The organism is Streptomyces sp. NPDC001750 (assembly GCF_042892615.1).
Lineage (GTDB): Bacteria > Actinomycetota > Actinomycetes > Streptomycetales > Streptomycetaceae > Streptomyces.
The window spans coordinates 243,768-269,678 of sequence record NZ_JBIAUE010000006.1 but is presented as its reverse complement, the minus strand read 5'-3'; the positions used below and the strand labels follow the sequence as shown (position 1 = coordinate 269,678).

The following is a 25,911-nucleotide window of genomic DNA, read 5'->3' as shown; positions in this document are numbered from 1 at the left end:
TGTTCGAGCGGAGCCGAGAACTCGGGGAGGCACCGGACACCGCACGGCACGGCCTCCGGCCGAACGACGCCACCTCGACGACACTCCTAGAGGGGCTTGGTCAGGTGGCGGCGCGTGGTGCGGTAGCCGAGCGACTCGTACAGCCGCAGGGCCGGTGTGTTGGCGGCGAAGACGTGCAGCCCGAGGCTGCGGGCGCCCGCGTCCAGGGTGATGTGCTCCGCCCGCAGCATCAGGGCGCGCCCGAAGCCGTGGCCCCGATGCTCCTCCCCCACCCCGACGTCGAAGACGTACCCGGCCGGTCCGTCCCGGCCGGTCCCCTGCACCGTCACCCAGACGTACCCGACGACCACGCCGTCGTGGACGAGGACGTGGAAGTGCGCGCCCGCGGTGCGCAGGCCGTCCGGCAGATCGCGGGCGTGGTCGGACCGGGACTTGCGCATCGCCTGCTCGGCCGGGACGCCCCGCTCGGTCCAGGACCGCGCGTACACCTCGACGGCCGTCTCCTGCCAGTGCGCGAACTCCTCGGCCGTCATCGGCCGGGCGGCGACGTCCTCGGGGAGCGGCGGCGCCGTCGGGCCGAGGTGCTTGGTCATGTTGCGGCCGCGCTCGGTGTAGCCGAGGGCGGCCGCCAGTCGTGCCGCCGCCTCGTTGCCCGCAGGCACCTCGGCGGACACCCGGGTGCAGCCCCAGGCGCGCAGCACCTCCTCGGCGGCGAGCGCGGCGATGGTGCCGCGCCCGCGCCGCCGCGTCGGCTCGGCGATGCTCAGGGAGCGCAGCACACCGGCTGTCGTGCCGAACGCCGGATCCGTACCGATCTCGACGGTCCCCACGGGCCGTCCGTTGTCGCACACGTCGTACGCGCGGTTCCTCGCACCGTCGGTGCCTTCCCGAATCGGCCCGGTCGGCCGGATGGTGGTGGTCATCGGTGTTGTTCTATCCGCCGGCGCCCGGCTCGTCACCCCGTTTCACGGATTCGGTTCCGCGGACCCGGCACCACGGTCCGCGGAACCGCGGGTGAACACGTCTACGGGTCGAGGTCGTTCCCGGCCCGCTCGTCGAAGATCCGCATGGCCTTCGCGGTCGCCGGTCCGGGAGCGCCGGGCAGCTCCCGGCCGTCCACCCGGTGAACGGCCTGCACGTCGCGCAGGGTGGAGGTCAGGAAGATCTCCTCCGCCCGCTCCAGGACGTCGAACGGCAGGTCGGTCTCCTGGGCCCCCGTCCACTCGACGGCCAGCGCGCGGGTGATTCCGGCGAGACAGCCGGAGGCGACCGGCGGGGTGTGCAGCTGCCCGTCGAGCACGACGAAGACGTTGGACCCGGTCCCCTCGCAGAGCCGTCCGGCGGTGTTGGCGAAGAGAGCCTCCGAGGCGCCGTGCTCGTGGGCACGGGCGAGCGCCACGACGTTCTCGGCGTACGACGTGGTCTTGAGCCCGACCAGCGCGCCGCGCTCGTTGCGCGTCCAGGGAACGGTGATCACGGCGGTGCTGTCGGGGCGGCGGGTCGCCTCGCCCAGGGCGACGAAGAGGCCCGGACCGGCGTCGCCGCGGTCGGAGCCGAGCGGCGAGACCCCACCGGTGTACGTGATGCGCAGCCGGCCCAGCGGCATCGGGTTGGCGTCGAGGACGGCGGCGCAGGCTCGACGCACCTCGTCGAGGTCGGGCTCGGCCAGGCCGAGCCCCCGGGCCGAGCGGGCCAGCCGGTCGAGGTGACGGGTGAGGGCGAAGGGCCTGCCGTCGACGGCCCTGACCGTCTCGAAGACGCCGTCGCCCACGGTCAGTCCATGGTCGAACACGGACACCCGGGCCTCGTCGGCGTCCCTCAGTGCGCCGTCGACCCACATCCTCATCACGCGATTCCTCCAGTCGGTTCGTGTTCGTCAGTCGCTTCGTACGCGCCCGACGCCACGGCGAGCAGCCGCGACGCCTTGAGTTCGGTCTCGTCCCACTCGCGCCCGGGGTCCGAGCCCCAGGTGATGCCGGCCCCGGTGCCGAACCGGAGGACCGGCGCGCTCCGCGTCCGGTCGATCCAGAAGGTCCGTATGCCAACGGCCAGGGAGGCCGTGCGGCGGTCGGCGTCGACCCAGCCGATGCCGCCGCAGTAGGGGCCGCGCGGCGCGGTCTCCAGCTCCTCGATGATGCGCAGTGCGCTGGATTTGGGCGCCCCGGTGACGGAACCGGGCGGGAAGGCGGCTGCGAGGAGTCCGGGCCACCCGGCTCCCTCGGCCAGCTCTCCCTGCACGGTGGAGACCAGGTGGACGAGGCCCGGATGCTTCTCCACCACGCACAGGTCGGGGACCGTGACCGATCCGGTGGCGCAGATCCGGCCGAGGTCGTTGCGGACCAGGTCAACGATCATCACGTTCTCGGCGTGGTCCTTGTCCAGGAGGTCGTCCTCGGTCCGCCCGGTCCCCTTGATGGGTCCCGACTCCACGGTGCGCCCGTCCCGGCTGAGGAAGAGCTCGGGGGACGCGGTGGCGATCTCCACGCCGTGCGCGGGCAACCGGATCGTTCCGGCGTGGGGGGCGGGGTTGCCGCGCGCCAGGAGCGCGGTGAGCGCGTCCACGTCCGCCGCCGGGTCGGGCAGTGCCGCGGTCAGCACCCGGCAGAGGTTGGCCTGGTAGACCTCGCCCGCCGCTATGTACGCACGGATCCGGCGTACGCCCTCCATGTACGCGGCACGGTCCAGGGACGAGGTCCAGGCGTCGGCGGCGGGTCCGTGCCAGGCCCCGCGCACCGGCGCGGGCACCTCTTCCCTGCGCACGGTGTCGAAGCGCGCGCAGACGAGGCGGCCCTCGAAGTCGGCGGAAACGGCCCAGAAGCCGGACGATTCGAGGGCCGCGGGATCACTGGTCACGTCCCGCAGGCCGGACGCGACGAGACCGCCGAAGCGGGCCATGGGAGCGAGGTCGTGCACGTCGTCGAGTCTAGAACGGCGCACCCGGAGGGCTTCCGTGGCGGACGCGCGCCAGCACGCTGCACAAACGCGTTTTTGTACTGGCCCGGGAATCCGCTAGAGTTCAACACGTCGCCGGGACGCGGAAGCGGACCGGGAAAGACAAGCGGACGTAGCTCAGTTGGTAGAGCGCAACCTTGCCAAGGTTGAGGTCGCCAGTTCGAACCTGGTCGTCCGCTCGCATGAAGGTGGGGGATCTGCCCGAACCCTCACTCGTGGTGGAGTGGCCGAGAGGCGAGGCAACGGCCTGCAAAGCCGTCTACACGGGTTCAAATCCCGTCTCCACCTCCAAGGACGATTAGCTCAGCGGGAGAGCGCTTCCCTGACACGGAAGAGGTCACTGGTTCAATCCCAGTATCGTCCACTGGTCCGCAAGGATCTCCGCGCGATTAGCTCAGCGGGAGAGCGCTTCCCTGACACGGAAGAGGTCACTGGTTCAATCCCAGTATCGCGCACGCAGTACACGCGGGTTCACCCTGCGCGATTAGCTCAGCGGGAGAGCGCTTCCCTGACACGGAAGAGGTCACTGGTTCAATCCCAGTATCGCGCACCACGAAACCCCCGGTCGTCTCGGCGACCGGGGGTTTTCCCGTTTCCGCGGCGCGCCGCGGTCTCCGCGTCACGCCCGTGGACGGCGGGCGGGCCTCGCCGCGGGCCCGGACGGGTGTGTCCGGGCCCGCGGTGATCCGTCGGCCGGTGTCCGTCCCCGCAGGGCGGGGATCAGGACGAGAAGAGCATGCGGCCGAAGCTCTTGTGACGGTAGTGACCGCCGTGGTGCTGCGGCGCGCCCCAGGCGGGGGCCTGCGCGGCCGGGTACGCCTGGGGGGCGGGCGGCGCGGGCGGGGCCTGCTGCGTCCACTGCGCCTCGATGCGGGTCAGGGTCTCCAGCTCGCCGTAGTCGAGGAAGATCCCCCGGCAGCCGCTGCACTGTTCGATCTGTATGCCGTTGCGGTTGTAGGTGTGCATGGGTGCGTGGCACTTGGGACACTGCATGATTCGACTCTCAACTCCTCGCCGTCGGGTGGCCGCCGCCGGACGGCGTACCGCCGACGGTCGGTTCAGCCTACGACGTGCGTCCGGCCGTCAACTCGGGCGGGAGGGAGGCTATTCGGACACAGGCGTCGATCATCGCCCGCTCCACCTCGTCCGGAGCCCGGCCCTCCGCCGCGGACTTGGCGTACGCCAGCGCGGCGGTCTGCACGGTCAGGGCCCGGGCCGGGACGTCCAGTTCGGGCCAGGGGTCGCCCCCGGCGGGTACGGCGAGTCCACCCGCCGCCCGGTAGGCGTCGAGGAACCGCAGCCAGACGTCGGGCGGCAGCAGCCCGGCCGCGTACCAGGCGGCGGGGCGGGCGAGGTCCCAGGCGGGATCGCCGAGTCCGGCGTCGTCGATGTCGATGAGCGTCCAGGGGCCGTGCGGCGCGGGGTGGCGGACGAGTTGTCCGAGGTGCAGATCGCCGTGGCAGAGGAAGCGCGCACGGTGCGCGGGCGGCGGGGCCTCGCCGCGGGCCCAGGCGGGCAGGCGCTGCCAGGCCGCGAGTACGGGGGCGGTCGCCGGGTCGTCGGGCCGGGCGGCACGCATCCGGGCGACGGCGAGCGCAGCCTTGGCAGGTCCCCGCATGGGCGGGAGGGCGAGGGAAGGAGGGGGCGGAGTGCGGTGCAGCGCGGCCAGCAGCGCGGCCGCCTCCCCCCAGGGGGCCGCACCGGGATCGTCCGGGGCGACGGGCTCGCCGTACGGCCACAGGGTGACGGGGCGGCCGTGGAGAACCGCGGACGCTTCGTCGGGCCGGGGCCGCAGCGGGGCGAGCAGGATGCCGGTCAGCCGGGGGTGGTCCGCGAGGGCGATACGGGTCAGCAGGTCGGGGACGGGCGTGCCGGGGGCGTGGGCCTTGGCCACGACGGGTCCGCTGCGGACCACCGTTCCGTCCGCCCGGTCCGCGAGCGTCTCCGGCGGCGGGCAGGCGCAGGCGGTCCCGGTCGGCGGATGGGCGGCCCGGTGGGCGAGGGCGCCCAGCGCCCGTACGACTGCGGTGGTCACGGTCTCCCCCGGGGGTCGGACGGACGCGGGCCGGTCCGCGCGCGGCCCGGAGGTGGACGGATGCGGGCCGGTCCGTCGCACCGTGCCCGGCGACGAGCGTACGCGGCCGGAGAAGGACCAGGGCAGCGCGATGCCCGGTCAGCTCCCCAGCTGACCGGACAAACGCTGCCGTCCGCCGCACCCCCGTCCCCACGGGGTTGTTGGCCCGATGTCCCGGTCCGGACCGCTCTTCCGGACCCGGGGCGCCGCTCAGCGCCCCAGCATCACGGCCACGGACGACGCCTGTGTGACCACCGCTTCCCAGCCGCCGAAGACGACCACGAGCAGGGCCGCCAGGGGAAGAACCATCGCCGTCGCCACCAGCGGGTGGCGGTGGCCGGACGACGAGCGACGGCGGAAGGAGGCATGGAGCCTGCTTCCCCGCGCACGGATCATGGTCCGCGTTGCCGTGTCCGCCATGTTTCCTCTCCTGACCGATGTGGGGCGGCGGGCGAGTGACCTCGGGGGACGAGTACCGCCCACCGCTTGATCTCCACACTAGGGACGCGGGAGCGGGACGGCGTCATGCCCGCGTACCGAATGCCGGGCATCCCGGAGGAGGAGCCGCGGCCGGTCGTCGTACTCCCCTGGGTGGAGATCGGCCGCCCGGTCCCCGGGGGATCGTCCGCGGGACGAACCGGCGGGTCCCGGTGACCGGCCCCGCGGGCGTGACGTCACTCACGCGTCGCGCCCCGGGAGCGGCGGGCCGCAGGTGCGGCGCACGGTCCCCGTTGCCCCTCGCACAACGGGCTCGGGATGCGGGGCCGGCCCGTCCGGGCCGCGGCCCCGGCGTCAACACCGCGTCCGGGCATATCTCTTGATGCTCCGTTCCGCACCTCGCGGGAACCGGAGCGCGCCCACACGCCGTCATGGACCGTGCCATGCGCCGGTAAACGATCGGCGGGCGAGGGCGCGGCCTCTGAGCGCCCTGGGCGCCGGGTACGTAAGCTGTGCTCGTCAGGCGTACCAGGCAGCGGGGATGGGCAGAAAATGGCGATGATGCGGCTCCGGCGCGAGGACCCGCGTGTCGTCGGCTCGTTCAGGTTGCACCGGCGGCTCGGCGCGGGCGGGATGGGTGTCGTCTACCTCGGTTCGGACCGGCGGGGACAGCGGGTGGCGCTCAAGGTGATCCGGCCGGATCTGGCGGAGGACCAGGAGTTCCGTTCGCGGTTCGCCCGCGAGGTGTCCGCCGCGCGGCGGATCCGCGGGGGCTGCACGGCACGGCTGGTGGCCGCCGATCTGGACGCGGACCGCCCGTGGTTCGCCACGCAGTACGTGCCCGGGCCCTCGCTCCACGACAAGGTGGCCGAGGAGGGCCCGCTGTCGGCGGCCGAGGTGGCCTCGATCGGGGCGGCGCTCTCCGAGGGGCTGGTGGCGGTGCACGAGGCGGGGGTCGTCCACCGCGACCTGAAGCCGTCGAACATCCTCCTCTCCCCCAAGGGCCCCCGGATCATCGACTTCGGGATCGCCTGGGCGACCGGGGCCTCCACGCTCACGCACGTCGGCACGGCCGTCGGGTCGCCCGGATTCCTCGCTCCCGAGCAGGTGCGCGGCGCTGCCGTGACACCCGCGACGGACGTGTTCTCGCTCGGTGCCACGCTGGCGTACGCGGCGACGGCGGACTCGCCCTTCGGACACGGCAGTTCCGAGGTGATGCTGTACCGCGTGGTGCACGAGGAACCGCAGTTGTACGACGTGCACGACGCGCTGGCGCCACTGGTGAGCGCCTGCCTGGCGAAGGACCCTCAGGAACGCCCGAGCACGCTCCAACTCTCCATGCGGCTCAAGGAGATCGCGGCGCGGGAGGCACAGGGGCTGCACGAGAGCCGCCCTCCGGTGCAGCGTTCGGCACGGGAGCTGGACCGGCCGACGGGCCGCACCGGGGGCCCGTACACCGAGCAGCGGACCCGGCGGACGGCTCCCCCGGCGCCCCGCCGGCAACAACAGCAGCAGCGGCAGCCGCAGAGCGGTCGGCAGGTGGCGCCGTCGCGTCCCGGGGCGCCGCGCACGGGCGGTTCGCGGCCTCGGCGGCCGCAGCAGGTGCGTGACACCACCCGGTCCGGCAGGCGCCCGCAGAGCACGCACGGGACGAACGGTCGCCCGGGCACCCGGCCCGGGACCCGCACGACCTCGACGGGCCGTCGCCCCGCCAACCCGCGGCTGCTGCGCCAGCGCCTCGTCGTCTTCGTCGTGGTGACGCTGCTGGTGGCACTGGGCATCGCGGTGGCGCAGGGCTGCCAGGGTCCGGCCCGGGGGCTGGGCACGGAACGCACCCGGGTCGAACCGCAGCGGCACGACGGGAGCGGGACCGGGAAGACCGACGCGGACGCGAGCGGAATCCGGGGCCCGGAGCTCCGTTAGGGCCGGCCGCGGAGACTCCGACGGCCGCTCAGGACTGCGGGCGGCCCGAGGCCACGGCGTAGAACGCGACGGCGGCGGCCGCTCCCACGTTCAGCGAGTCGATGCCGTGCGCCATGGGAATGCGGACCCATCGGTCGGCGGCGACGAGGGCCCGGGTGGACAGTCCCTCGCCCTCGGCGCCGAGCATCAACGCCACCTTGTCCATCCGGTGCGGGGCCGCCCGGTCGATGCTGTCGGCCTTCTCGTCCGGGGTCAGCGCGAGGAGTTCGAAGCCGGCCTCCCGTACCGTCTCCAGGCCCTTGGGCCAGGTGTCGAGACGGGCGTACGGCACGGAGAAGACCGCGCCCATCGACACCTTGACGGAGCGCCGGTAGAGCGGGTCGGCGCAGTCCGGGGAGAGCAGGACGGCGTCCATGCCGAGGGCGGCGGCGCTGCGGAAGATCGCCCCGATGTTGGTGTGGTCGTTGACGGCTTCCATGACGGCCACCCGGCGGGCCTTCGTCAGCAGTTCCGCGGCGTCCGGCAGCGGCTTGCGCTGCATCGAGGCGAGGGCGCCGCGGTGGACGTGGTAGCCGGTGACCCGTTCGGCGAGTTCGGGGCTGACCGCGTACACCGGGGCGGGGACCTCGTCGATGACGTCGCGCATCAGGTCGATCCACTTCGCGGAGAGCAGCATGGACCGCATCTCGTACCCGGCGTGCCGGGCGCGTCGGATCACCTTCTCGCCCTCGGCGATGAAGAGGCCCTCGGCGGGCTCCCGTCTGCGCCGGAGCTCGACGTCGGTGAGTCCGGTGTAGTCGCGCAGGCGGGGGTCGTCGGGGTCGTCGACGGTGATGAGGTCAGCCACGGGTTCGATACTGCCTTGTCCGGTGTGTGGTGCCAACGGCTTGACGGAAGTTCCGTTACCGCCGGTTACTCTGTGCGGGGCGGGAGGTGCGGGTGCCGGTCATTCGGCGCGGGGCGGCGCGGTGTCCGTGCCGACCGTCACGACATCACCGACGACGATGACGGCCGGGGGGCGTACGTCCTCGGCGGCGGCGCGTTCGGCGACGGTCGCGAGCGTCGCGTCGACCCGGCGCTGGGCTGCGGTGGTGCCCTCCTGGATCAGGGCGACAGGGGTCCCGGGGGCCTTGCCGTGGGCGATGAGGGTACGGGCGATGGCGCCGATCTTGTCGACGGCCATCAGCAGCATGAGCGTGCCGCGCAGCCTGGCGAGGGCCTGCCAGTCGACCAGTGAGCGCGCGTCGTCGGGGGCGACGTGGCCGCTCACGACGGTGAACTCGTGGGCGACGCCCCGGTGGGTGACGGGGATTCCCGCCGCGCCGGGCACGGAGATGGAGCTGGAGATGCCGGGGACGACCGTGCAGGCGATGCCCTCGGCGGCCAGCGCCAGTGCCTCCTCCATGCCGCGGCCGAAGACGAAGGGGTCGCCGCCCTTGAGCCGTACGACGGCCTTGCCGGCCTTGGCGTGCTCGATGAGCGCCTGGTTGATCGCGTCCTGGGCCATGAAGCGGCCGTACGGGATCTTCGCGGCGTCGATCACCTCGACGTGCGGGGGGAGTTCGTCGAGCAGGTCGCGCGGGCCGAGGCGGTCGGCGATGACGACGTCCGCCTCGGCGAGGAGCCGGCGTCCGCGCACCGTGATCAGATCGGGGTCGCCGGGACCGCCGCCGACCAGGGCGACGCCGGGCGTGCGGGTGCGGTGGCGGGGCGCGGCGATGCTGCCGTCGCGCAGTCCCTCGACGATGGCGTCGCGGACGGCGGCGGAGTGGCGCGGGTCGCGGCCGTGGGTGTCGGTGGTGAGCACGGCGACGGTGACGCCCTCGCCTCGGCCGGTGGCGGGGGTCCAGGCGGTGGCGGCATCGGCGTCGTCGCTGCGGACGCACCAGACGCGGTGGCGTTCGGCCTCGGCGGAGGCGGCGTCATTGGCCGCGGTGTCGTCGGAGGCGATCAGGGCGTACCAGGCCTCGGCCAGGTCCCCGTCGGCGTACCGGCGGCGCTCCCAGCGGATCTCCCCGGCGTCCGCCATGGCCTCGACGGACGGGGTCGCGGTCGGCGAGACGAGGACGATGTCGGCGCCCGCCGCGATGAGCGCGGGAAGGCGGCGCTGGGCGACCTGGCCCCCGCCGACCACGACGACGCGGCGCCCGCCGAGCCGCAGTCCGACGGGGTACGCGGGGTGATCGGCGCGGTCTGCGTGCTCGGCCATGGCGGTGCGGGCTCCTCGTGCGGGGTCGGAGTGCGACGGCCGCTGCGGCGGTGGAGCGGCTGTGACGTGGGGTGATGCGAGGTGATGCGGGGTTCGCGGGTGGGTCCACGATACGCGGCGGGCGCGGGCCGAGTGGCACGGCGGGAGCCCCGGCACGAACCGGTGGGCCTCCCCGGCACCCGGGGAGGCCCACCGCACTACTTCTCCGTGACGCCTGCCGCGTCGAACGTCGCCACCTCGTGCATCGCACGGGCCGCGCTCTGCACGATCGGCAGCGCCAGCAGCGCGCCCGTGCCCTCGCCGAGGCGGAGGTCGAGGTCGACGAGCGGACGCAGCCCCAGCTTGTTGAGCGCGGCGACGTGGCCGGGCTCGGCGCTGCGGTGGCCCGCGATGCAGGCGGCGAGGGCCTCGGGGGCGATCGCCCGGGCGACCAGCGCCGCGGCCCCCGCGCTGACGCCGTCGAGGATGACGGGCGTGCGGAGCGAGGCGCCGCCCAGCAGGAAGCCGGCCATCGCCGCGTGTTCGAGTCCGCCGACCGCGGCCAGGACGCCGATCGGGTCGGCCGGGTCGGGCTGGTGGAGCTCCAGCGCGCGGCGGACGACGTCGACCTTGCGGGCGTGCATCTCGTCGTTGATCCCGGTGCCCCGGCCGGTCACCTCGGCCGGGTCCAGGCCCGTGTACACGCAGATCAGCGCGGCCGACGCGGTGGTGTTGGCGATGCCCATCTCACCGATCAGCAGGCCCTTGTTGCCCGCCGCCACCAGATCGCGGGCGGTCTCGATGCCGACCTCGACGGCGGCGAGGACCTCTTCGCGGGTGAGGGCGGGGCCGGTCGTGAAGTCGGCCGTTCCGGCGCGCACCTTGCGCGGGAGGAGACCGGGCGTCGCGGGCAGGTCCATGGCCACGCCGACGTCGACCACGCAGACCTCGGCACCGACCTGCGCCGCGAACGCGTTGCAGACCGCGCCCCCGCCGAGGAAGTTGGCGACCATCTGGCCGGTGACCTCCTGCGGCCACGCGGTGACGCCCTGGGCGTGCACCCCGTGGTCGCCCGCGAAGATCGCGACGGCCGCGGGCTCCGGGACCGGCGGCGGGCACACCCGGGAGAGTCCCGACAACTGCGCGGAGATGATCTCCAGCATGCCGAGCGCGCCGGCGGGCTTGGTCATCCGCTTCTGGCGCTCCCACGCCTCGCCGAGCGCCTTGGCGTCCAGCGGGCGGATGTTGGAGACGGTCTCCTGGAGCAGGTCGTGCGGTTCCTCGCCGGGCAGGGCGCGGCGGCCGTACGTCTCCTCGTGGACCACCCAGGACAGCGGACGGCGCTTGGACCATCCCGCCTGCATCAGCTCGGGCTCCTCGGGGAACTCGTCGACGTATCCGACGCACAGATACGCGACGACTTCCAGGTGCTCGGGCAGGCCCAGCGCACGGACCATCTCGCGCTCGTCGAAGAAGCTGACCCACCCGACGCCGAGGCCCTCGGCCCGGGCGGCGAGCCACAGGTTCTCGACGGCGAGCGCCGACGAGTACGGGGCCATCTGCGGCTGGGTGTGCCGTCCGAGGGTGTGCCGGCCGCCGCGGGTGGGGTCGGCGGTGACGACGATGTTGACCGGGGTGTCGAGGATGGCCTCGATCTTGAGTTCCTTGAACTGCTTGGCCCGGCCCTTGGGCAACGACTTGGCGTAGGCGTCGCGCTGACGCTGTGCCAGTTCGTGCATGGAACGGCGGGTCTCCGCCGAGCGGATGACGACGAAGTCCCAGGGCTGCGAGTGGCCGACGCTGGGCGCGGTGTGCGCGGCTTCGAGGACGCGCAGCAGCACCTCGTTCGGGATCGGGTCGCTGCGGAAGCCGTTGCGGATGTCGCGGCGCTCGCGCATGACGCGGAGCACGGCCTCGCGCTCGGCGTCGTCGTACCCGGGGGCGGGCGGGGTGGCGGGGGCCCCCGTCCCGTCGGGCGCCGGCGCCTCGGGGGCCTCCGCCTCCTGCACGGGGGCCGGTGTCTCCTGCACGGGAGCCTGCGGCGCGGCCGGGGGCCCGGTGCGGCCCTCCGGTGCCGGCTGTGGCCCGGCGGCCGGGTCGGCCTGCGCAGGGGCGGTCTCCGCGGGCGTCGAACCGTCCGGGGCCGCGACGGCCTCCGGGCCCGCCTCGGCGGCCTCCGCGGCTGTCTCGGGGGCCTCCTGGCCCGCTCCGGGCTCGGCGACGTCGGCCGACGGCGCCTCGGCGAGAGGCTCGGCCACCGGGACGGACACCGGTGCGACGGACGGCTCGGGGCCCTGCTCAGGGCTCTGCTCGGCGGCCTGCGCGGGGGCGTCCTCGGCCGGCACGGCGTTCTCGATCGCCTGGGGGGTCTCGGGAGCCTGTGCGGGCCGGGGTGCCTGGGGTGTTTCGGGAACCTGCGTGGCTTCGGGGGCGGCCGCGTCCTCGGGGGTCGCGGCCTCCACGGCCTCGGCCGGGACCGGCTCGACGGCGATCGCCGCGTCCTCGGGCTCCGCCGCGACCGTCTCCTCGGCGACGGCAGCCGGGGCCTGGTCCGCCGGTACCGGGACCTCGACGGGTGCGGCGCCTTCGACGGCCTCGGCGGCGGGCCCGGCCTCCGCGTGCTCCGCTACGGCGACGGACTCGGCCGCATCGGCCACGGGCTCGGGCTCGGGCGACTCGGTCACGGGTTCCGGCGCCGTGTCCGACGGCGCCTCGGCCTCCGTCGGCGCGACGGTTTCCGCATCCGGCGCACCGGCGACCGCGTCGTCGACCGGCGCGGCGTCCACCGGTTCTTCGACGGGGGCGTCGACCGGTGCCCCGGCCGGGTCCGCGGTCGCCTCGGCCACCGGAACGTTCGCGGGTTCCGGGGCGCTCACGGCCTCCGGCGCGACGGCCTGCTCCGGGAGTGCCGCCACGGGCACCGGTTCCACGGCGGGCTCGGCGACCGGTTCCACGGCCGGCTCGGCAGCGGCCGCCGGGGCCACCTCTTCCGGAGCAGCGGCCTCTGCGGCAGCCGCTTCCGCGACCGGCGCTTCAGGGGCCGCTGCAGGAGCCACCGCTTCCGGCACGACGGCCTCCGGGGCCACGGACTCCCCGCCCGGCGCCTCCGGAGCGACGGCCTGCGCCGTCACCGGGGCAGCGGCCTGCTGAGGCGCCTGAGGCGTCGGGGCCGACCACGGGCTGCCGCCCTGCGGCAGGATCTGGCCCAGCTGCGGGCCGGGCAGCACCGACGCGTCGCCCGGCGTCCGGAGGTATTCGGGCCCACCGGTGGGCAGTCCGGCCTGTGGCGCGACGGTCGCGGGCTGTACCTGGGGCTGAGGCTGGGCCTGGGGCTGGGGTGCGCCTGCCGGGCCGCGGTCGGCGAGCGAACGGACCACGCCGCCGGTCGGCGCCCCGCCGTAGGACGGTCCGTCTGCCGCGACGGGACCGCGGTGCAGCGGCCGACGCGGCGCGGCCTTGGGCTGGGGCGTCGCCCCGGGGGGCGGGGTGGGCGCGGGGATGCGGGCGCCCCCGGAGTCGGCGGCACCGGAGTCCTGGCCACCGGCCCCCTGCGCGTGCGTACCGGGCAACGGCTCGGCCGTCGCCTGCTGCCCGGCGTACACGTCCGGTACCTGGGCGGGTACCGGCACCGGCGCCTGGACGGGCTGCTGCGCCCGGGCGGGTTCCTGAACCGGCGCGGACCCCTGCGGTCGCGCGGACGACTCGTCGGACGCCTGGACGTGCACCGCCTGCGCCGCCTGGCCGCCCTGCGCGGGCACGGAGGCGTGCGCGGCGGCGGCACCGGGGTACTGATCGGGGGCCGGAACCGGCTGCGGGTCGCTCCAGGCGCCCTGGGGGCTGGGCATGAGAAGGAGGTCGTCGTCCTCGGGCACGTAGTCGGAGGGGGCGAGGTAGGCGTAGTCGGCCGGGGCGGCGACACCCGGCTGCTCCACCGTGCCTGCGTTCTCCGGCAGTCCCTCAGCCGGGATCTGGCCGGTGTCACTCATGCGTACCCCTCGCCCATCGTCAGTGCTAGTTCGGCCCTTCGTCCGGGACGCCCGACCACGCCGCGCCGATGCTCGTCGATGAGAACGAGCGGGCGCGCCGCGCGGCACGAGAGAGTCGCGGACATACCGCATTCTCCCGGTCGTTCGCCACCGCGGCAGCTCATTTCGCCACGGCCCGCTGTGGACTGCGCCACGTCGCGCGTCCCCCGGTTCTGCCGTACCACAACAGGGATCAAAACGGTCCCCTTTTCCGGACATTGACGAACGAAGCGACGAACGCCCAGCCGCGGTGCAACGATCGGCCAGCCTACCTCGCGCTCCGTGCCGACCTGGTCAGGGGGCGAGGTCGGAACGGACCGCCGAGAGCAGGAAGACGACCGAGCGTTCGCGCTCCGACCAGGCCGATGTGTCGAGTTCGACGGACTGGAGGAGCGAGCACCGGACGGCGTATCCGTGCCCGGTGAGTGCCGCGCCGAGCGCCTCGGCCTCGTCGCGTGTCGACGCGTGGGTCACGATCCGTTCCGGCCGCCGTTCGGTGACGGCGGTGACGACCGCGGCGCCGCCTCCCCCGATCCGTACGACGTCGGGCTCCGGCAGTCGCTCCAGCACCTGCGGCGCCCGGCCCTCGACCACCTGGACCTGAACCCCGAACGCGCGGGCGGCGGCCACCGTCCGGGCGCAGGCGGCGGGGTCGCTGTCGACGGCGAGCACGGCCGCCCCGAAGCGCGCGGCCTCCACGGCCAGAGCACCGCCGCCGGAACCGATGTCCCACAGCAGGTCCCCGGTGCGGGGGCCCAGCAGGGCCAGTTGGGCGGCGCGCAGGCCCGGCGACTCGCCCTCGCCGCTCGCTCCCCGGAGGTCGGCCGGGTACGCCTCGGGGGGCAGCGCCCAACCGCGTACGCCGCGCGGCCCGCCGGGGTCGTGGCCGGCGATCCAGGCGCCGGCGGCCTGCGGTTCGAAGCCGCCGCCGATGACGATCACCACATTGGGGTCGCGCCAGACGTGGTCGGCGGCGCGCTCCGAGGTGACGACGCTGACCTGTTCGCGCGCGGTGCCGAGTTCCTCGCAGACGACGAAGGTGCGGTGGACTCCTTCGAGGAGCAGGGCGAGTTCGGCGGGGCCCGCGCCGGGCGAGGTGAGGACGGCGACCTTGTGGTGGGCGCGGCAGACGTTGACGGCGCGGCGCAGGGTGCGGGGGTGGGCGACGACGATCCGGGCGTCCTCCCACGGCATTCCGGCGCGGGCGAACGCGGTGGCGACGGACGACACCGCGGGCACCACCTCGACTTCGAGCCCGTGCACGGGCGCGCGGAGGTTGCGTACGACTCCGAAGAAGCCGGGGTCGCCGTCGGCGAGGACGACGGCGCTGCCGCGGTGTCCGGCGATGCGGCGGGCGGCCAGGTCGATGGAGCCCAGACGGATGCGTTCGGCGTGCGCGGGTACTTCGGGCAGGGCGAGGTGGTGGGCGGCCCCGGCGACGAGCGTGGCGGCCGAGAGGGCGGCCGTGGCCGCTCCGGTCAGGGGCGACCCGTCCCAGCCGATCACGGTGACCCGATCGGCCATCTGTCGTCATTCTCCTGGAGTTGTCGCAGGTCAAAAGGGCGTGAATGCGTGAAAGGGGTGCGAGGGGGAGAGTACCCGGTCGGTCCCGGTACGGGCCCGCGCCCCCGGGGAAGGGTCAGTGCCAGTCGCCGCGGGCGCCGTAGCCCCCCGCGTCGGCGAGTTGTTCGGCGACGCCGTCGAGGTCCTCGGGGAGCAGGCCCCACACGATCAGGTCGGTCCTGATGTCGGTCCAGCCGCCGTCCTCCGTCCGGGTGCGGGCTATGCGGGCGTTGCGCAGGACTCCCTCGCTGATGCAGCCGAGTTTCTGGGCGACCTGCTGGGCGGCGGTGTCTCCGGCGGGGGTGCGCAGTTCCATCCGTTCGAAGCCCTGGTCGCGGAAGAGCCACTGGGCGAGCGCGAGTACGGCTTCGGTGGCGTATCCCTCGCCGCGCGCCCACGGGGCGGTGATGTAGGTGGCCTCGGTGGCGAGGGTGCGCCAGTCGGTGCGGTGCAGGCGGACCGAGCCGACGAGCCGTTGGGTGAGGAACTCGGTGACGGCGAGGACGATGCCGTCACCGGTGGTGCGCTGCGCGGGGGCGATCCGGCGTACCCAGCGCTCGGCGTCGACCCGCCCGAAGGGGTGGGGGGCGTCGATCCAGGCGGTGACCAGCTCGTCGTTCATCATCTCGATGTACGCGGGGACGTCCACCATGTCGAACGGGCGCAGCACCAACCGGTCCGTGCTGATGGAGATGTCCGGGAAGGTGGAAGTCATGCGCCGCTCCATGCCGAAGACCGTGTAAAGGCACAGCATGGCGCATCGGACGGGCGTCGCGCATGGGCGGGTCGGTACGACGGAGCCCCGCGCACCCCGTGGGCCGGGGTGCGCGGGGCTCGTCCGGCCGGTGCGGCGGCCGGGTGCGCGAGGGTCAGGAGGAGGTGCCGAAGGCCGGGACGATCGCGCCCTTGTAGGTGTCCTCGATGTACTTCTTGACCTCGTCGGAGTGCAGGAGCTCGACGAGCTTCTGGACGCGCGGGTCCTTCTCGTTGCCCTGCTTCACGACGACGATGTTGGCGTACGGGTTGCCGTCGGCCTTCTCCTGCACCAGGGCGTCCTCGGTGGGGTTGAGCTTGGCCCCGATCGCGAAGTTGCTGTTGATGACGGCGGCGTCGACGTCGTTCAGGGCGCGGGGCACGGTCGCGGCCTCCAGCTCCTTGAACGACAGGCCCTTCTTGTCGGTGATGTCACCGAGATTGGCGTCGGTGCCGACACCCGCCTTCAGCTTGATCAGGCCGTTGTCGGCGAGGAGGTGGAGGGCGCGGCCCTCGTTGGTGGTGTCGTTGGGCACCGCGATGGTCTGACCGGGCTTGATCTCGGCGATCGACTCGACCTTCTTGGAGTAGACGCCGAGGGGCTCCAGGTGGACGGTGGCGACGGAGACCAGGTGGGTGTTGTTCTTCTTGTTGAAGTCGTCGAGGTAGGGCTGGTGCTGGAAGAAGTTGACGTCGACCTGGCCGTTTTCGGTCGCGGTGTTCGGCAGGACGTAGTCGGTGAACTCCTTGACCTCCAGCTTGATGCCCTTCTTGGCCGCCAGGTTCTTCTCGACGAAGTTCAGGATGTCGGCATGCGGGGTCGGGGAGGCGCCGATGACGAGCGCCTTGGAGGTGTCGGCCTTGGCGCCGTCCGTCTTGGACGCGGGGTCGGAGTCCGTGCCGCAGGCGGTGAGGCCGAGGGCCAGGGCGGCGGTGGCGGCGGCAGCCGCGGCGATCTTGATGTTCTTGCGCACGAAAAGTGCCTCTTTCTGGTGATGAGGGTGATGCGCCCGGACAAGGAGTTCGGGCTTGAGGGGAAGGGAGGTCCTGGGTGGCGGCGCGCGCGTCAGGTGGTGGCGCGGCCGCGACGGGCCAGCAGCCGTACCACCAGGTCGCCGATCAGCTGGATCACGCTCACGATGACGACGAGCAGCACGACGGTGGCGAGCATGAACTGGTTGTCGAAGCGCTGGTATCCGTAGGTCACGGCCTTGGAGCCGAGCCCTTCGCCACCGACCGCGCCGGCCATCGCGGAGTAGCCGACGAGCACGATGACGGTGGTGGTGACGCCGGAGACGAGCGAGGGCAGCGCCTGCGGCAGCAGCACCTTGCGCACGATCGTCGGGATGGATCCGCCCATCGACTGGACGGCCTCGACGAGTCCGTGGTCGACCTCCCGCACGGCGGTCTCGACGAGCCGCGCGAAGAACGGGACGGCGCCGACGGTGAGCGGCACGATCATCGCGGTGGGGCCGATGAAGGTGCCGACGACCCAGGTGGTGAAGGGGATCAGGGCGATCAGCAGGATCATGAACGGCAGCGAGCGGCCGATGTTCACGATCACCCCGACGACCTTGTTCACCACGGCGTTCTGGAGCAGTCCGCCCTTGTCCGTCAGGACGAGCAGGACGCCGAGCGGCAGTCCGACGAGGACGGTGACGACGGTGGACCAGAGCACCATGTAGAGGGTGTCGACGGTCCCCTGGGCCAGCAGCGGCTGCATGTCCGACCAGGTCACTTCGCCACCTCCTTGGTGAGCGGTGCGGGGGTGTCCCCGGCGGTTGTCCCAGCGATGGTCCCCACGCCGTCGGTCACGACCTCGGCCTGGAGTCCCTGTTCGCGCAGGAAGCCGATCGGGACGACGTTCTCGTCGAAGCCGCCGGGCAGTTCGATGCGCATCCGGCCGATCTGCTTGCCGCCGACGGTGTCCATCGCGGCGCCCAGGATCGAGATGTCGATGTTGTACGTGCGGGAGAGCTGGGAGATCACCGGCTGGGTGGCGGCCTCGCCGTGGAAGGTGACGTCGACGACCGTGCGGTCGGGGCCGGAGGGTGTACCGCCGACGGGGAAGAGTTCGCGGGCCAGCTCGGAGCCGGGGGTGGCCAGCAGTTCGGAGACGGTGCCGGACTCGACGACGCGCCCCTTGCGCATCAGTGCGGCGGAGTCGCAGACCGTCTTGACGACATCCATCTCGTGCGTGATGAGCAGCACGGTCAGGCCGAGTTGCTGGTTGAGGTCGCGCAGCAGCTGGAGGATGGAGCGGGTGGTCTCGGGGTCGAGCGCCGACGTGGCCTCGTCGGAGAGCAGCACCTTGGGGTCCCCGGCGAGGGCGCGGGCGATGCCGACGCGCTGCTTCTGGCCTCCGGAGAGCTGGCCGGGGTACGCCCTGGCCTTGTCGGCGAGGCCGACCAGGCCGAGGAGTTCGAGGGCCTTGCGGGACCGGTCCCTGGCGCCGACGCCGAGGATCTCCAGCGGCAGTTCGACGTTGGCCTGGACGGTGCGGGAGGCCAGCAGGTTGAAGTGCTGGAAGACCATGCCGATGCGGCTGCGCGCCTCGCGCAACTCCTTCCCGGCCCGCCGTCCCCGGCCGGCGAGGGCGGTGAGGTCCTGTCCGGCCACGGTCACGGTGCCCGACGTGGGACGTTCCAGGAGGTTGACACAGCGGATGAGCGACGACTTGCCGGCACCGCTCTGCCCGATGACGCCGTACACCTCGCCCTCGCGGACGTGCAGGTCGACGCCGTCCAGCGCGGTGACCTCACGGCCGCGCGCCTGATAGACCTTCGTGAGGCCCGTAGTGGTGATCACAGGGTTTCCGTCACTGTCGAGTGCGCGGCGCGATGTCCGCCGGGCACGGGGCATTCGTCTGATGAGACCTGTTCGGACGTTCCGAGCGGGGCCGGGCACGGCCGCGAAGCATGTGATGGCCTGGGCGGCGGTGCACGGAAGGGCTCGTTCCGCTGGGTGCGGACGGCGCGGGCTCGGTCTCGCTTCGGGGCGCGAGGATCGGGCGGGGGCCCTCAGAAGGTGCGCATTCGACACATACAACGAGCACCGGGCGTCATGTTCGCCTCGGTCGCAAGGGTGCGGCTGCTCGTCGTGGTCATGTCCCAAGTAAAACAGATGTCAGATTCCGCCCGGCCGATGCGTCCGGATGGCGGACAGCCGTGGACACGCGGGCCGACCCGCTCCCGCGCCTACCACGATTCCTGCCTCCAGGGCTGTGACCTGCACAAATACGGCCGGGCACATGCTGTCTCCGCCGCGCGCCGCAGGCCCGTCGGCGGCACGCGCTGTGGTCAAGGCCACGGTCCGGGGCGAGGGACGCCGCCGCGGCCCGTACGTCCGGCGGGCGCGGGCGGGGCGCCTCGGTCCGGTTCGCGTCGGACCGGTTCGCGTCGGACGGGGGCGCACGCGGGGCGTCGTCTCCCCCGTAATACCCTCGCTTCATGCTTGACGCCCTGACGGTCGCGGTCGCCGTGTCCGCGCTCGCCCTCGCCGCCTGGTGCGGACTGGCCGCGTACCGGGACCAGCCGACCAAGGACTGGCACTTCATCGGGATGGCCGTGGTCCTGCTGCTGGCGCTGGCCCAGCTGGTGGTGGGCATCGTGCGGCTGGCCCGCGGCGAGCGGCCGGAGCAGGGTACGGCGATCTTCATCGCCTATCTGGCCGGAGCCTTCCTCGCCGTGCCCGCGGCCGGTTTCCTGTCGCTCAGCGAGCGGACCCGGTGGGGTTCGGTGACGGTGTCGGCGGGAGCGGTCGTGCTGGCCGTGCTCGAAGTACGGCTCTACGACATCTGGGGAAACTGACCGTGGACATGTGGGGAATCCGACCGTGACCGACACCGACCGCACCCCCGCGACGGACTCCGGCGCGCAGCGGCCCTTCGACCTCGGCACCGGTCCCGGCCGGGTGCTGCTCTGGTTCTACGGGGTCTTCACCGTCGCGGCGGCGTCCCGTTCGATCGTGCAGATGATCCTGGACTTCGACAAGGCGCCGCTCGCCTATGTGCTGTCGGCCTGTGCCGCCGTCGTGTACGGGTTCATCACGTACTCGCTGGCGCGCGGCGGCGAGCGGGCGCGCAGGTCGGCGCTGGTGTGCTGCGCCGCCGAGCTGCTGGGTGTGCTGGTCGTCGGGACCTGGACGATGGTGGCGCCCTCGGCGTTCCCGGACGCCACCGTCTGGTCCGACTTCGGGATGGGCTATCTGTTCATTCCGGTGATCCTGCCGGTCACCGGAATGATCTGGCTGCGCCGCGCGAAGAGCGCGTGAACGCGGGTGCGCGCCGGGCGGAACCGGTGCGCACCGCGCCGGCCCCGTACCCCGCGGCGCCCTCGCACGTTCGCCCCGTGCCCGCGTCTACGCGCTGGCCACGTACGCGGGAGCGGTCACGTCCTTCTCCAGCAGGACCATCCGGACGCCGTCCCGTCCGGTCTCGTTGCCCACCGCGGCGTATCCCGCGCGCTGGTACAGCCGGAGGTTGTTCTCGCTGCGATGCCCGGTGCACAGCCGGAAGCGGGTGGCCGACCGCTCGTCGACGAGTCCCGATTCGGCCGCCCGCAGCAGCCGGGCGCCGAGCCCGTGTCCCCGGAGCCGGGGGTGGACGCAGAGCCGGCCGATCCGGCCGGTGCCGTCCTCGTCGGCGAAGCCGCGGACCGAACCGACGACCTCGTCCCCCAGGCGCGCCACGAACACCAGCTGCGTGGCGATCTCGGCGCGTACCGAGTCGAGCGGCTGGACGAGCGGATCGATGCGGTAGTTGCCGTACAGCTCGGCCTCGCCCTGGAAACAGAGGTACTGAAGTTTCAGGATCTCTTCGGCGTCCTGTGCCGTCGCCGCCGAGATGATCACGCTCATGCCCATGTGCGCATGCCTCCGCCCACCTGATCCACCGGTTGTCTCACGCTCCCTTCCCCGGGGGCCGGGAGCGACAACCTCCGCCGCGAGCATTCTGCGCAGACATCCAAGGCATCGGGAACGGATAGGGCCCAAACTCCCCTGTGACATACCCAACTTCCCTGCGATTTCCCGGTAGGTCGGGTCCTCGGGGGCGAGCAGCGCCGCCAGCAGCCGGGCGCACCGGCCGGGCAGCCGCCCGATCGCGGCACGCAGGGCCCGGCGTTCCTCGGCGTCGAGGACGGCCCGTTCGGGTCCTTCGGACGGATCCGCGAACGCCGCGTCGCGGTAGGGGTGTTCGCGCCGGGCGGCGCGTCGGGCCCGGCGGGCCTCCGCCCGCACGGTCGCGCGCACCCAGCGGCCGGCGTCGGCCGGTGGCCGGCCCCGCGCGAGCCGTTCCAGCAGCCGCAGCCAGACGGCCTGTTCGAGGTCGGCGGGTTCGATCGCGGCCCCGGTCGCGCAGGTGACGGCCTCCGCCGCGGCCTCGGCGTGCACCAGTGGACGGAGGGCGTGGACGACGGCCGCGGCAGTGGCGGTGTTCGCCGCGGGGGCGGGATCGGGAAGGGTCATGCCCCAACCAACTCCCCCGCCCCGGCAACCGGTCGCCCGGTCCGGCGGTCACCACCCGACCGGGGCATTCCCCGGCCGGGTGGTGACGACGTCCCGCGTACGGGCCGGTGTCACCTCGCGGCGAAGTCCGCCGCGGCGAGAAGGGCGGTGTCCGGGTTGTCGGAGAAGACGCCGTCGATCCCCGTCTCGAAGTACCTCCGGAAGGCGCCGAACGCGTCACCGTACGCGGCGGGGTCCGTGCCGCGCCGGAAGTCGGCCGGCAGGAAGGAGTTCTCGTTGCGCAGGGTGTACGGGTGGAGGACCAGGCCGCGGGCGTGCGCGTCCCGCACCAGGGTGGTCGGCTCGGTGAGCCGCCCGGAGGCGTCCTTGGGGATGACCAGGTCCAGGGTGGGCCCTATGCCCTGGGCGTAGGAGGCGATCCACTTCAGCCCCTCGGGCTTCACCAGGTCGGCGACGGTGCGCGGGTCGCCCGACGCGACGAAGTCCCAGGGCCGCTCGGACGGCCCGGAGAGCAGGACGACGCCCGGCGTGGCGACGAGCCGGGAGAGTCGCTGGATACTGCTGGGCTCGAAGGACTGGAGGATGAGCGGCGCGTTGCGGCGGTGGCGGCCGTAGCGGCGCAGCAGCTTGGCGAGAGGCTCCTCCAGGCCGAGGCCCAGACCACGGAAGTAGGTGGGGTGCTTGGTCTCGACGTACAACCAGACCGGCTTTCCGCGCCGATGGCCCTCGCGGTCGGCCCAGCGCAGGACCTCCTCGAAGGTGGGGACCTCCCAGCGGCCGTCGTAGAGCGTGTTCTTCTGCCGGGTGCCGGGGATACGCTCCTCGGCCCGCAGCGTCTTCAGTTCGGCGAGGGTGAAGTCCTCGGTGAACCAGCCGGTGAGCGAGACCCCGTCGACCTTCTTGGTGGTCCGGCGGCTCGCGAACTCGGGGTGCGCGGCGACATCGGTGGTGGCGGTGATGTCGTTCTCGTGCCGGCAGACGAGATGGCCGTCCTTGGTCGGCACCAGGTCCTGCTCGATGACATGCGCCCCCATGTCGAGCGCGAGCTGGTAGGAGCCCAGGGTGTGCTCGGGCCGGTAGCCGCTGGCGCCGCGGTGCCCGATGACGGTGGGCACCGGCAGGTCGAGGCGGAAGCCGTGTCCGGTGCCCGGCCGGCCCGCCCGTTCGGCGGCGTCGCGGCCGGTCGTGCCGGCGGCCTCGGCCGTTCCGCCGGCGAGTCCGAGGGCGGCCGTGCCCAGGACGGCGGCCCCTGCCCCCAGCATCGTCCTGCGACCGGGACCCGCCTGCGCGCGCTCTGTCATGAATGCTCCTCGCGTGTGATGTCTCGCACCTGTCGGGCGCGCGCCGAGCGTAGGCAGTCGTACCGTCGAGGGAGCGGCAGCCGGACGAACTTGGCGCAAACACGTGTCAACGTCCGGTATCCGTTGGATGAACCCGACGTGCGGTCGGCGGGTACCCGCGAGTATCGTCCTCACCTGCATGGACCGTCACGATCCCGCGCCCCGGCCGGCCCGGCCGCTACACCGGAGGAACCGTTGTCCCGACTCGCGCTCATCAAGGCAGTGCTCGGACCGTTGTTGCGCCTGATGTTCCGCCCTCAGGTGGAGGGCGCGGAGAACATCCCCGGGGACGGTCCGGTGATCCTCGCGGGCAACCACCTGACGTTCATCGACTCCATGATCATGCCGATCTGCTGCGACCGGCCGGTGTTCTACATCGGCAAGGACGAGTACGTGAAGGGCAAGGGGCTCAAGGGTCGCGCGATGGCCTGGTTCTTCACGGGCTGCGGCATGATCCCGGTGGACCGGGACGGCGGCCGGGGCGGTGTCGCGGCGTTGATGACGGGCCGTCGGGTGCTGGAGGAGGGCAAGGCCTTCGCCATCTACCCCGAGGGCACCCGGTCCCCCGACGGCCGGCTCTACCGGGGCCGTACCGGCATCGCGCGGCTGACGCTGATGACGGGCGCGCCCGTGGTGCCGTTCGCGGTGATCGGCACGGACAAACTGCAGCCCACCGGCGCCGGTCTGCCGCGTCCCGGGAAGGTGACGGTTCGTTTCGGCGAACCGATGGAGTTCTCCCGGTACGAGGGCATGGACCGGGACCGCTATGTGCTGCGGGCGGTGACCGACTCCGTGATGACCGAGGTGATGCGGCTGTCCGGTCAGGAGTACGTCGACATGTACGCAACGAAGGCCAAGGCCGCGTGAGCTGACGCACGGCAGGGTGAAGGGGTCCGTACCCGGTGTGGGTACGGACCCCTTTCGTGTGCGCACCGCCCGGATTTCGTGCGCGGGCCGCCGGTACGCCCGACGCTCCTGCTGCGCGGGCGGACGGCGGGCCGCCGCTCGGGGCGGCCGGGGCGGTGGGTGGCTACTCGGGCACGATGCCCTCCGCCAGCTTCTGGCCGCGCAGCAGGAACCAGGCCGCGGCGGCGGTCGCCAGCAGGACCGCCGCGCCCGCGCCCGCCGCGAGCCGCAGCCCCTCGACGAACGCCTCCTGCCCCGCGGCGACCAGTGCGTCGGCCTGTGGCGCCGGTAGGCCGTGGGCCGCTTCGACGGCCCCGCCCAGTGAGTCGTGGGCGGCTGCCGCGGCGGCGGCCGGGATGCCGTCCGGGGTGACGAAGTCCTGGTAGACGCCGGTGACGACGGAGCCGAGCAGGGCGATGCCGAGGGCCGCGCCGAGTTCGTACGCCGTCTCGGAGACCGCGCCCGCGGCGCCCGCCTGCTCCTTCGGGACGCTGGAGAGGATCACGTCCGCGGTGACGGTGAACGCGAACCCCGCGCCGACGCCGACGACCAGCAGCACGGCACCGATCAGCGGATAGCCGGTCTCCTTGTGGATCACGGTGACCGCGGCGAGCGCCAGCCCGATCGCGCCGAGACCGCCGGACACCACCGCGCGCACCGAGTAGTGGCGGGCCGCCCGCCCGGCGACCAGACCCGCGACGACGGCTCCCACGGTCGCGGGCAGTTCGGCGAGTCCCGCCTCCAGCGGTCGGCGGTCCTGCACCAGTTGCAGGAACTGGGACAGGAAGAAGACCAGACCGGACAGGCCGAGGATGGTCAGCAGGTCCGCGAGGACCGCGCCGGAGAAGCCGCGGTGGTGGAAGAGGCGCATGTCCAGCAGCGGCGCGGGAAGCGTGAGCTGCCTGCGTACGAACCAGCCGAGCGCGGCCAGACCGCCGAGACCGGCGACGGACGCACCCCAGCCCAGCCCGTGCGCGGCCATCTCCTTGACGGCGTACACGACACCGATCATGCCGAGGAACGACAGCGCCACACTGCCCAGGTCCCAGGGTCCCGGGGCCGGGTTCTTCGATTCGGGGATCATCCTGGCGCCGACGACGACCAGGACGGCCATGACGGGCAGGTTGATCAGGAAGACCGAGCCCCACCAGAAGTGCTCCAGGAGGAACCCGCCGACGACGGGACCGACGGCCGCGCCCGCCGAGGCCATGGCTCCCCAGATGCCGATGGCGAGACTGCGCTCGCGCGGATCATGGAAGAGGTTGCGGATCAGGGCGAGCGTGGACGGCATCAGAGTGGCGCCCGCGACCCCGAGCAGCGCCCTGGCCGCGATCATCATCTCGGGGCTGCTCGCGTACGCGTTGAGCACGGAGACCGCGCCGAACGCGATCGCCCCGCACAGCAGCAGCTTCTTGCGGCCGATGCGGTCGCCGAGGCTCCCCATGGAGACCAGGAGACCGGCGATGACGAAGGAGTAGACGTCGCCGATCCAGAGCAGCTGGGTGCCGGACGGCTTGAGGTCCTCGGTGAGGAACGGGGTGGCGAGACCGAGGACGGTGGCGTCGACGGCCACGAGCAGCACCGCGAGGACGAGGACGGCCAGGGCGATCCACCGCCCCGGCCGCCGCAGTTCCCGAGGGGCTTGCACGTGCTGGTCGAGTGTGCTCATCGTCCTACGCTCCGACGCGCGCCGCCGAGCAGCAACTCGACGATCATGTACTGGAAGTCCTGCCCGGCGATCCGGCCCGCCTGAACGGCCCAGGCCCCGGTGGAGACGAGTCCGTAGAGGGTCTCGGTCAGCCAGGCGGGGGTGAGGTCGATCCGGAACTCGCCGCGTTCCTGGCCGCGCCGGAAGAAGGCGGCGACCCGGGCGTCCAGCCGGTTCCAGCCCTCGTTCAGCTCGTCGCCCTCGAAGAGCTGGTTCTCCGTGACGAGGAAGGACAGCAGCCCGGCACTCGGCTCGACGGCCGCGACCAGCCGCCGCAGCGCCTCCTCGGACGTGCCCTCGTCGAGCGCGGCGGCGTCGAGCGCGGCCTCGAATTCCCGGATGCCCAGGTCCTCCAACGCCCTGACCAGGGCATCCCGTCCCGCGAAGTGCCGGTGCAGGGTGGCGCGCCCGATGCCCGCGGCCCGGGCGACCTCGTCCATGGTGGCGGTCGATTTTCGGGTCAGCAGGACGGCGGCGCTGCGGAGCACCTGTTCACGGTCGAGACTCATGAGACGACAATAAACCATATGAGACATGAATGTCTCATCAGAATCGTCCTCCGTACCGAGCGCCCT

Annotated in this window: 22 protein-coding genes, 5 tRNA genes and 1 pseudogene; 9 read left to right on the top strand and 19 right to left on the bottom strand. The window is 73.0% G+C overall.

Annotation, left to right across the window (positions count from 1 at the left end; genetic code table 11):
• Positions 1-86: 86 nt before the first annotated feature.
• The 3 genes from ACFYY6_RS13180 to ACFYY6_RS13170 form a co-directional block, all read right to left on the bottom strand.
• Positions 87-923, bottom strand: a complete 837-nt coding sequence (locus ACFYY6_RS13180; protein WP_389193072.1) for a GNAT family N-acetyltransferase — start codon at positions 921-923, stop codon at positions 87-89.
• Positions 924-1,024: 101 nt separating this feature from the next.
• Positions 1,025-1,846, bottom strand: coding sequence for an aminodeoxychorismate lyase (locus tag ACFYY6_RS13175; RefSeq protein WP_351629175.1), 822 nt, complete (start codon positions 1,844-1,846; stop codon positions 1,025-1,027).
• Complete coding sequence (locus tag ACFYY6_RS13170; protein ID WP_388650260.1) at positions 1,846-2,895, bottom strand: chorismate-binding protein; 1,050 nt, start codon at positions 2,893-2,895, stop codon at positions 1,846-1,848. The genes ACFYY6_RS13175 and ACFYY6_RS13170 overlap by 1 nt, the downstream gene beginning before the upstream one ends.
• Before the next feature lie 163 nt (positions 2,896-3,058).
• On the opposite strand from ACFYY6_RS13170, the gene ACFYY6_RS13165 reads away from it, so the two are divergent.
• The 5 genes from ACFYY6_RS13165 to ACFYY6_RS13145 all read left to right on the top strand — a co-directional run bounded on the left by ACFYY6_RS13165 (position 3,059) and on the right by ACFYY6_RS13145 (position 3,505).
• A tRNA-Gly gene (locus ACFYY6_RS13165) sits at positions 3,059-3,131 on the top strand.
• Positions 3,132-3,169: 38 nt separating this feature from the next.
• A tRNA-Cys gene (locus ACFYY6_RS13160) sits at positions 3,170-3,243 on the top strand.
• Between the two features lies 1 nt (position 3,244).
• Positions 3,245-3,316: transfer RNA gene (locus ACFYY6_RS13155), tRNA-Val, on the top strand.
• A 19-nt stretch (positions 3,317-3,335) separates the two neighbouring features.
• Positions 3,336-3,407, top strand: a tRNA-Val gene (locus ACFYY6_RS13150).
• Positions 3,408-3,430: 23 nt separating this feature from the next.
• Positions 3,431-3,505 (top strand) — tRNA-Val (locus tag ACFYY6_RS13145).
• A 167-nt stretch (positions 3,506-3,672) separates the two neighbouring features.
• On the opposite strand, the gene ACFYY6_RS13140 is transcribed toward ACFYY6_RS13145, so the two are convergent.
• The 3 genes from ACFYY6_RS13140 to ACFYY6_RS13130 all read right to left on the bottom strand — a co-directional run bounded on the left by ACFYY6_RS13140 (position 3,673) and on the right by ACFYY6_RS13130 (position 5,446).
• Positions 3,673-3,945, bottom strand: coding sequence for a zf-TFIIB domain-containing protein (locus ACFYY6_RS13140; RefSeq protein ID WP_351525137.1), 273 nt, complete (start codon positions 3,943-3,945; stop codon positions 3,673-3,675).
• Between the two features lie 70 nt (positions 3,946-4,015).
• The gene (locus ACFYY6_RS13135) at positions 4,016-4,987 is read right to left on the bottom strand and encodes a phosphotransferase (RefSeq protein WP_388650074.1); all 972 of its coding nucleotides are present in this window, start codon (positions 4,985-4,987) and stop codon (positions 4,016-4,018) included.
• A 249-nt stretch (positions 4,988-5,236) separates the two neighbouring features.
• Entirely contained in the window at positions 5,237-5,446 is a 210-nt protein-coding gene (locus ACFYY6_RS13130; protein WP_351525139.1) for a hypothetical protein, read from the bottom strand.
• Positions 5,447-6,016: 570 nt separating this feature from the next.
• On the opposite strand from ACFYY6_RS13130, the gene ACFYY6_RS13125 reads away from it, so the two are divergent.
• Positions 6,017-7,387, top strand: a complete 1,371-nt coding sequence (locus tag ACFYY6_RS13125; RefSeq protein ID WP_351525140.1) for a serine/threonine-protein kinase — start codon at positions 6,017-6,019, stop codon at positions 7,385-7,387.
• 28 nt (positions 7,388-7,415) lie between these two features.
• Here ACFYY6_RS13125 and ACFYY6_RS13120 read toward each other — a convergent pair whose 3' ends face one another.
• The 8 genes from ACFYY6_RS13120 to ACFYY6_RS13085 form a co-directional block, all read right to left on the bottom strand.
• Complete coding sequence (locus tag ACFYY6_RS13120; protein WP_351525141.1) at positions 7,416-8,234, bottom strand: RNA methyltransferase; 819 nt, start codon at positions 8,232-8,234, stop codon at positions 7,416-7,418.
• Between the two features lie 99 nt (positions 8,235-8,333).
• Complete coding sequence (gene cobA / locus ACFYY6_RS13115) at positions 8,334-9,596, bottom strand: uroporphyrinogen-III C-methyltransferase (RefSeq protein ID WP_389193069.1); 1,263 nt, start codon at positions 9,594-9,596, stop codon at positions 8,334-8,336.
• A 197-nt stretch (positions 9,597-9,793) separates the two neighbouring features.
• Positions 9,794-13,561 (bottom strand): nicotinate-nucleotide--dimethylbenzimidazole phosphoribosyltransferase, encoded by a 3,768-nt coding sequence (gene cobT / locus ACFYY6_RS13110; protein ID WP_389193066.1) that lies wholly within the window; start codon positions 13,559-13,561, stop codon positions 9,794-9,796.
• A 333-nt stretch (positions 13,562-13,894) separates the two neighbouring features.
• Positions 13,895-15,124 (bottom strand): precorrin-6y C5,15-methyltransferase (decarboxylating) subunit CbiE, encoded by a 1,230-nt coding sequence (gene cbiE, locus ACFYY6_RS13105; RefSeq protein WP_351525144.1) that lies wholly within the window; start codon positions 15,122-15,124, stop codon positions 13,895-13,897.
• Between the two features lie 115 nt (positions 15,125-15,239).
• Positions 15,240-15,917, bottom strand: a complete 678-nt coding sequence (locus ACFYY6_RS13100; RefSeq protein WP_351525145.1) for a GNAT family N-acetyltransferase — start codon at positions 15,915-15,917, stop codon at positions 15,240-15,242.
• A gap of 115 nt (positions 15,918-16,032) precedes the next feature.
• A complete protein-coding gene (locus tag ACFYY6_RS13095) occupies positions 16,033-16,890 on the bottom strand; it encodes a MetQ/NlpA family ABC transporter substrate-binding protein (protein WP_351522099.1) in 858 nt (285 codons plus the stop codon).
• Between the two features lie 92 nt (positions 16,891-16,982).
• Positions 16,983-17,654 (bottom strand): methionine ABC transporter permease, encoded by a 672-nt coding sequence (locus ACFYY6_RS13090; RefSeq protein ID WP_351522101.1) that lies wholly within the window; start codon positions 17,652-17,654, stop codon positions 16,983-16,985.
• Positions 17,651-18,724 carry an ATP-binding cassette domain-containing protein gene (locus ACFYY6_RS13085; RefSeq protein WP_351629156.1) on the bottom strand — a complete coding sequence of 358 codons (1,074 nt, stop codon included), beginning with the start codon at positions 18,722-18,724 and terminating at the stop codon, positions 17,651-17,653. The genes ACFYY6_RS13090 and ACFYY6_RS13085 overlap by 4 nt, the downstream gene beginning before the upstream one ends.
• 641 nt (positions 18,725-19,365) lie before the next feature.
• Between ACFYY6_RS13085 and ACFYY6_RS13080 the strand changes: the two genes are divergently transcribed.
• Both ACFYY6_RS13080 and ACFYY6_RS13075 read left to right on the top strand, forming a co-directional pair.
• Positions 19,366-19,725, top strand: a complete 360-nt coding sequence (locus tag ACFYY6_RS13080; protein ID WP_073787731.1) for a hypothetical protein — start codon at positions 19,366-19,368, stop codon at positions 19,723-19,725.
• 25 nt (positions 19,726-19,750) lie between these two features.
• Entirely contained in the window at positions 19,751-20,188 is a 438-nt protein-coding gene (locus ACFYY6_RS13075; RefSeq protein WP_351522105.1) for a hypothetical protein, read from the top strand.
• 87 nt (positions 20,189-20,275) lie between these two features.
• On the opposite strand, the gene ACFYY6_RS13070 is transcribed toward ACFYY6_RS13075, so the two are convergent.
• The 3 genes and pseudogenes from ACFYY6_RS13070 to ACFYY6_RS13060 all read right to left on the bottom strand — a co-directional run bounded on the left by ACFYY6_RS13070 (position 20,276) and on the right by ACFYY6_RS13060 (position 22,683).
• A complete protein-coding gene (locus ACFYY6_RS13070; RefSeq protein WP_351522153.1) occupies positions 20,276-20,779 on the bottom strand; it encodes a GNAT family N-acetyltransferase in 504 nt (167 codons plus the stop codon).
• Between the two features lie 39 nt (positions 20,780-20,818).
• Positions 20,819-21,382: pseudogene (locus ACFYY6_RS13065) on the bottom strand (sigma-70 family RNA polymerase sigma factor); the annotation flags it as partial.
• Positions 21,383-21,492: 110 nt separating this feature from the next.
• Entirely contained in the window at positions 21,493-22,683 is a 1,191-nt protein-coding gene (locus tag ACFYY6_RS13060; RefSeq protein WP_389193063.1) for a glycerophosphodiester phosphodiesterase, read from the bottom strand.
• 234 nt (positions 22,684-22,917) lie between these two features.
• On the opposite strand from ACFYY6_RS13060, the gene ACFYY6_RS13055 reads away from it, so the two are divergent.
• On the top strand, positions 22,918-23,589 hold the full coding sequence (locus ACFYY6_RS13055; protein WP_351522109.1) for a lysophospholipid acyltransferase family protein: 672 nt from the start codon (positions 22,918-22,920) through the stop codon (positions 23,587-23,589).
• 163 nt (positions 23,590-23,752) lie between these two features.
• On the opposite strand, the gene ACFYY6_RS13050 is transcribed toward ACFYY6_RS13055, so the two are convergent.
• Together ACFYY6_RS13050 and ACFYY6_RS13045 are read right to left on the bottom strand one after the other, a co-directional pair.
• On the bottom strand, positions 23,753-25,297 hold the full coding sequence (locus ACFYY6_RS13050; protein ID WP_389193060.1) for an MFS transporter: 1,545 nt from the start codon (positions 25,295-25,297) through the stop codon (positions 23,753-23,755).
• On the bottom strand, positions 25,294-25,845 hold the full coding sequence (locus ACFYY6_RS13045) for a helix-turn-helix domain-containing protein (protein ID WP_351522113.1): 552 nt from the start codon (positions 25,843-25,845) through the stop codon (positions 25,294-25,296). The genes ACFYY6_RS13050 and ACFYY6_RS13045 overlap by 4 nt, the downstream gene beginning before the upstream one ends.
• Positions 25,846-25,911: the final 66 nt, after the last annotated feature.

Bases quoted from the DNA above. Each gene is read 5' to 3' on its own strand.
- ACFYY6_RS13045 (WP_351522113.1), bottom strand. From the start codon at position 25,845: ATGAGTCTCGACCGTGAACAGGTGCTCCGCAGCGCCGCCGTCCTGCTG.
- cobT (WP_389193066.1), bottom strand. From the start codon at position 13,561: ATGAGTGACACCGGCCAGATCCCGGCTGAGGGACTGCCGGAGAACGCA.
- ACFYY6_RS13140 (WP_351525137.1), bottom strand. From the start codon at position 3,945: ATGCAGTGTCCCAAGTGCCACGCACCCATGCACACCTACAACCGCAAC.
- ACFYY6_RS13100 (WP_351525145.1), bottom strand. From the start codon at position 15,917: ATGCTGTGCCTTTACACGGTCTTCGGCATGGAGCGGCGCATGACTTCC.
- ACFYY6_RS13175 (WP_351629175.1), bottom strand. From the start codon at position 1,846: ATGAGGATGTGGGTCGACGGCGCACTGAGGGACGCCGACGAGGCCCGG.
- ACFYY6_RS13050 (WP_389193060.1), bottom strand. From the start codon at position 25,297: ATGAGCACACTCGACCAGCACGTGCAAGCCCCTCGGGAACTGCGGCGG.
- cobA (WP_389193069.1), bottom strand. From the start codon at position 9,596: ATGGCCGAGCACGCAGACCGCGCCGATCACCCCGCGTACCCCGTCGGA.
- ACFYY6_RS13170 (WP_388650260.1), bottom strand. From the start codon at position 2,895: ATGGCCCGCTTCGGCGGTCTCGTCGCGTCCGGCCTGCGGGACGTGACC.
- ACFYY6_RS13180 (WP_389193072.1), bottom strand. From the start codon at position 923: ATGACCACCACCATCCGGCCGACCGGGCCGATTCGGGAAGGCACCGAC.
- ACFYY6_RS13060 (WP_389193063.1), bottom strand. From the start codon at position 22,683: ATGACAGAGCGCGCGCAGGCGGGTCCCGGTCGCAGGACGATGCTGGGG.
- ACFYY6_RS13080 (WP_073787731.1), top strand. From the start codon at position 19,366: ATGCTTGACGCCCTGACGGTCGCGGTCGCCGTGTCCGCGCTCGCCCTC.
- ACFYY6_RS13130 (WP_351525139.1), bottom strand. From the start codon at position 5,446: ATGGCGGACACGGCAACGCGGACCATGATCCGTGCGCGGGGAAGCAGG.
- ACFYY6_RS13125 (WP_351525140.1), top strand. From the start codon at position 6,017: ATGGCGATGATGCGGCTCCGGCGCGAGGACCCGCGTGTCGTCGGCTCG.
- ACFYY6_RS13070 (WP_351522153.1), bottom strand. From the start codon at position 20,779: ATGGGCATGAGCGTGATCATCTCGGCGGCGACGGCACAGGACGCCGAA.
- cbiE (WP_351525144.1), bottom strand. From the start codon at position 15,124: ATGGCCGATCGGGTCACCGTGATCGGCTGGGACGGGTCGCCCCTGACC.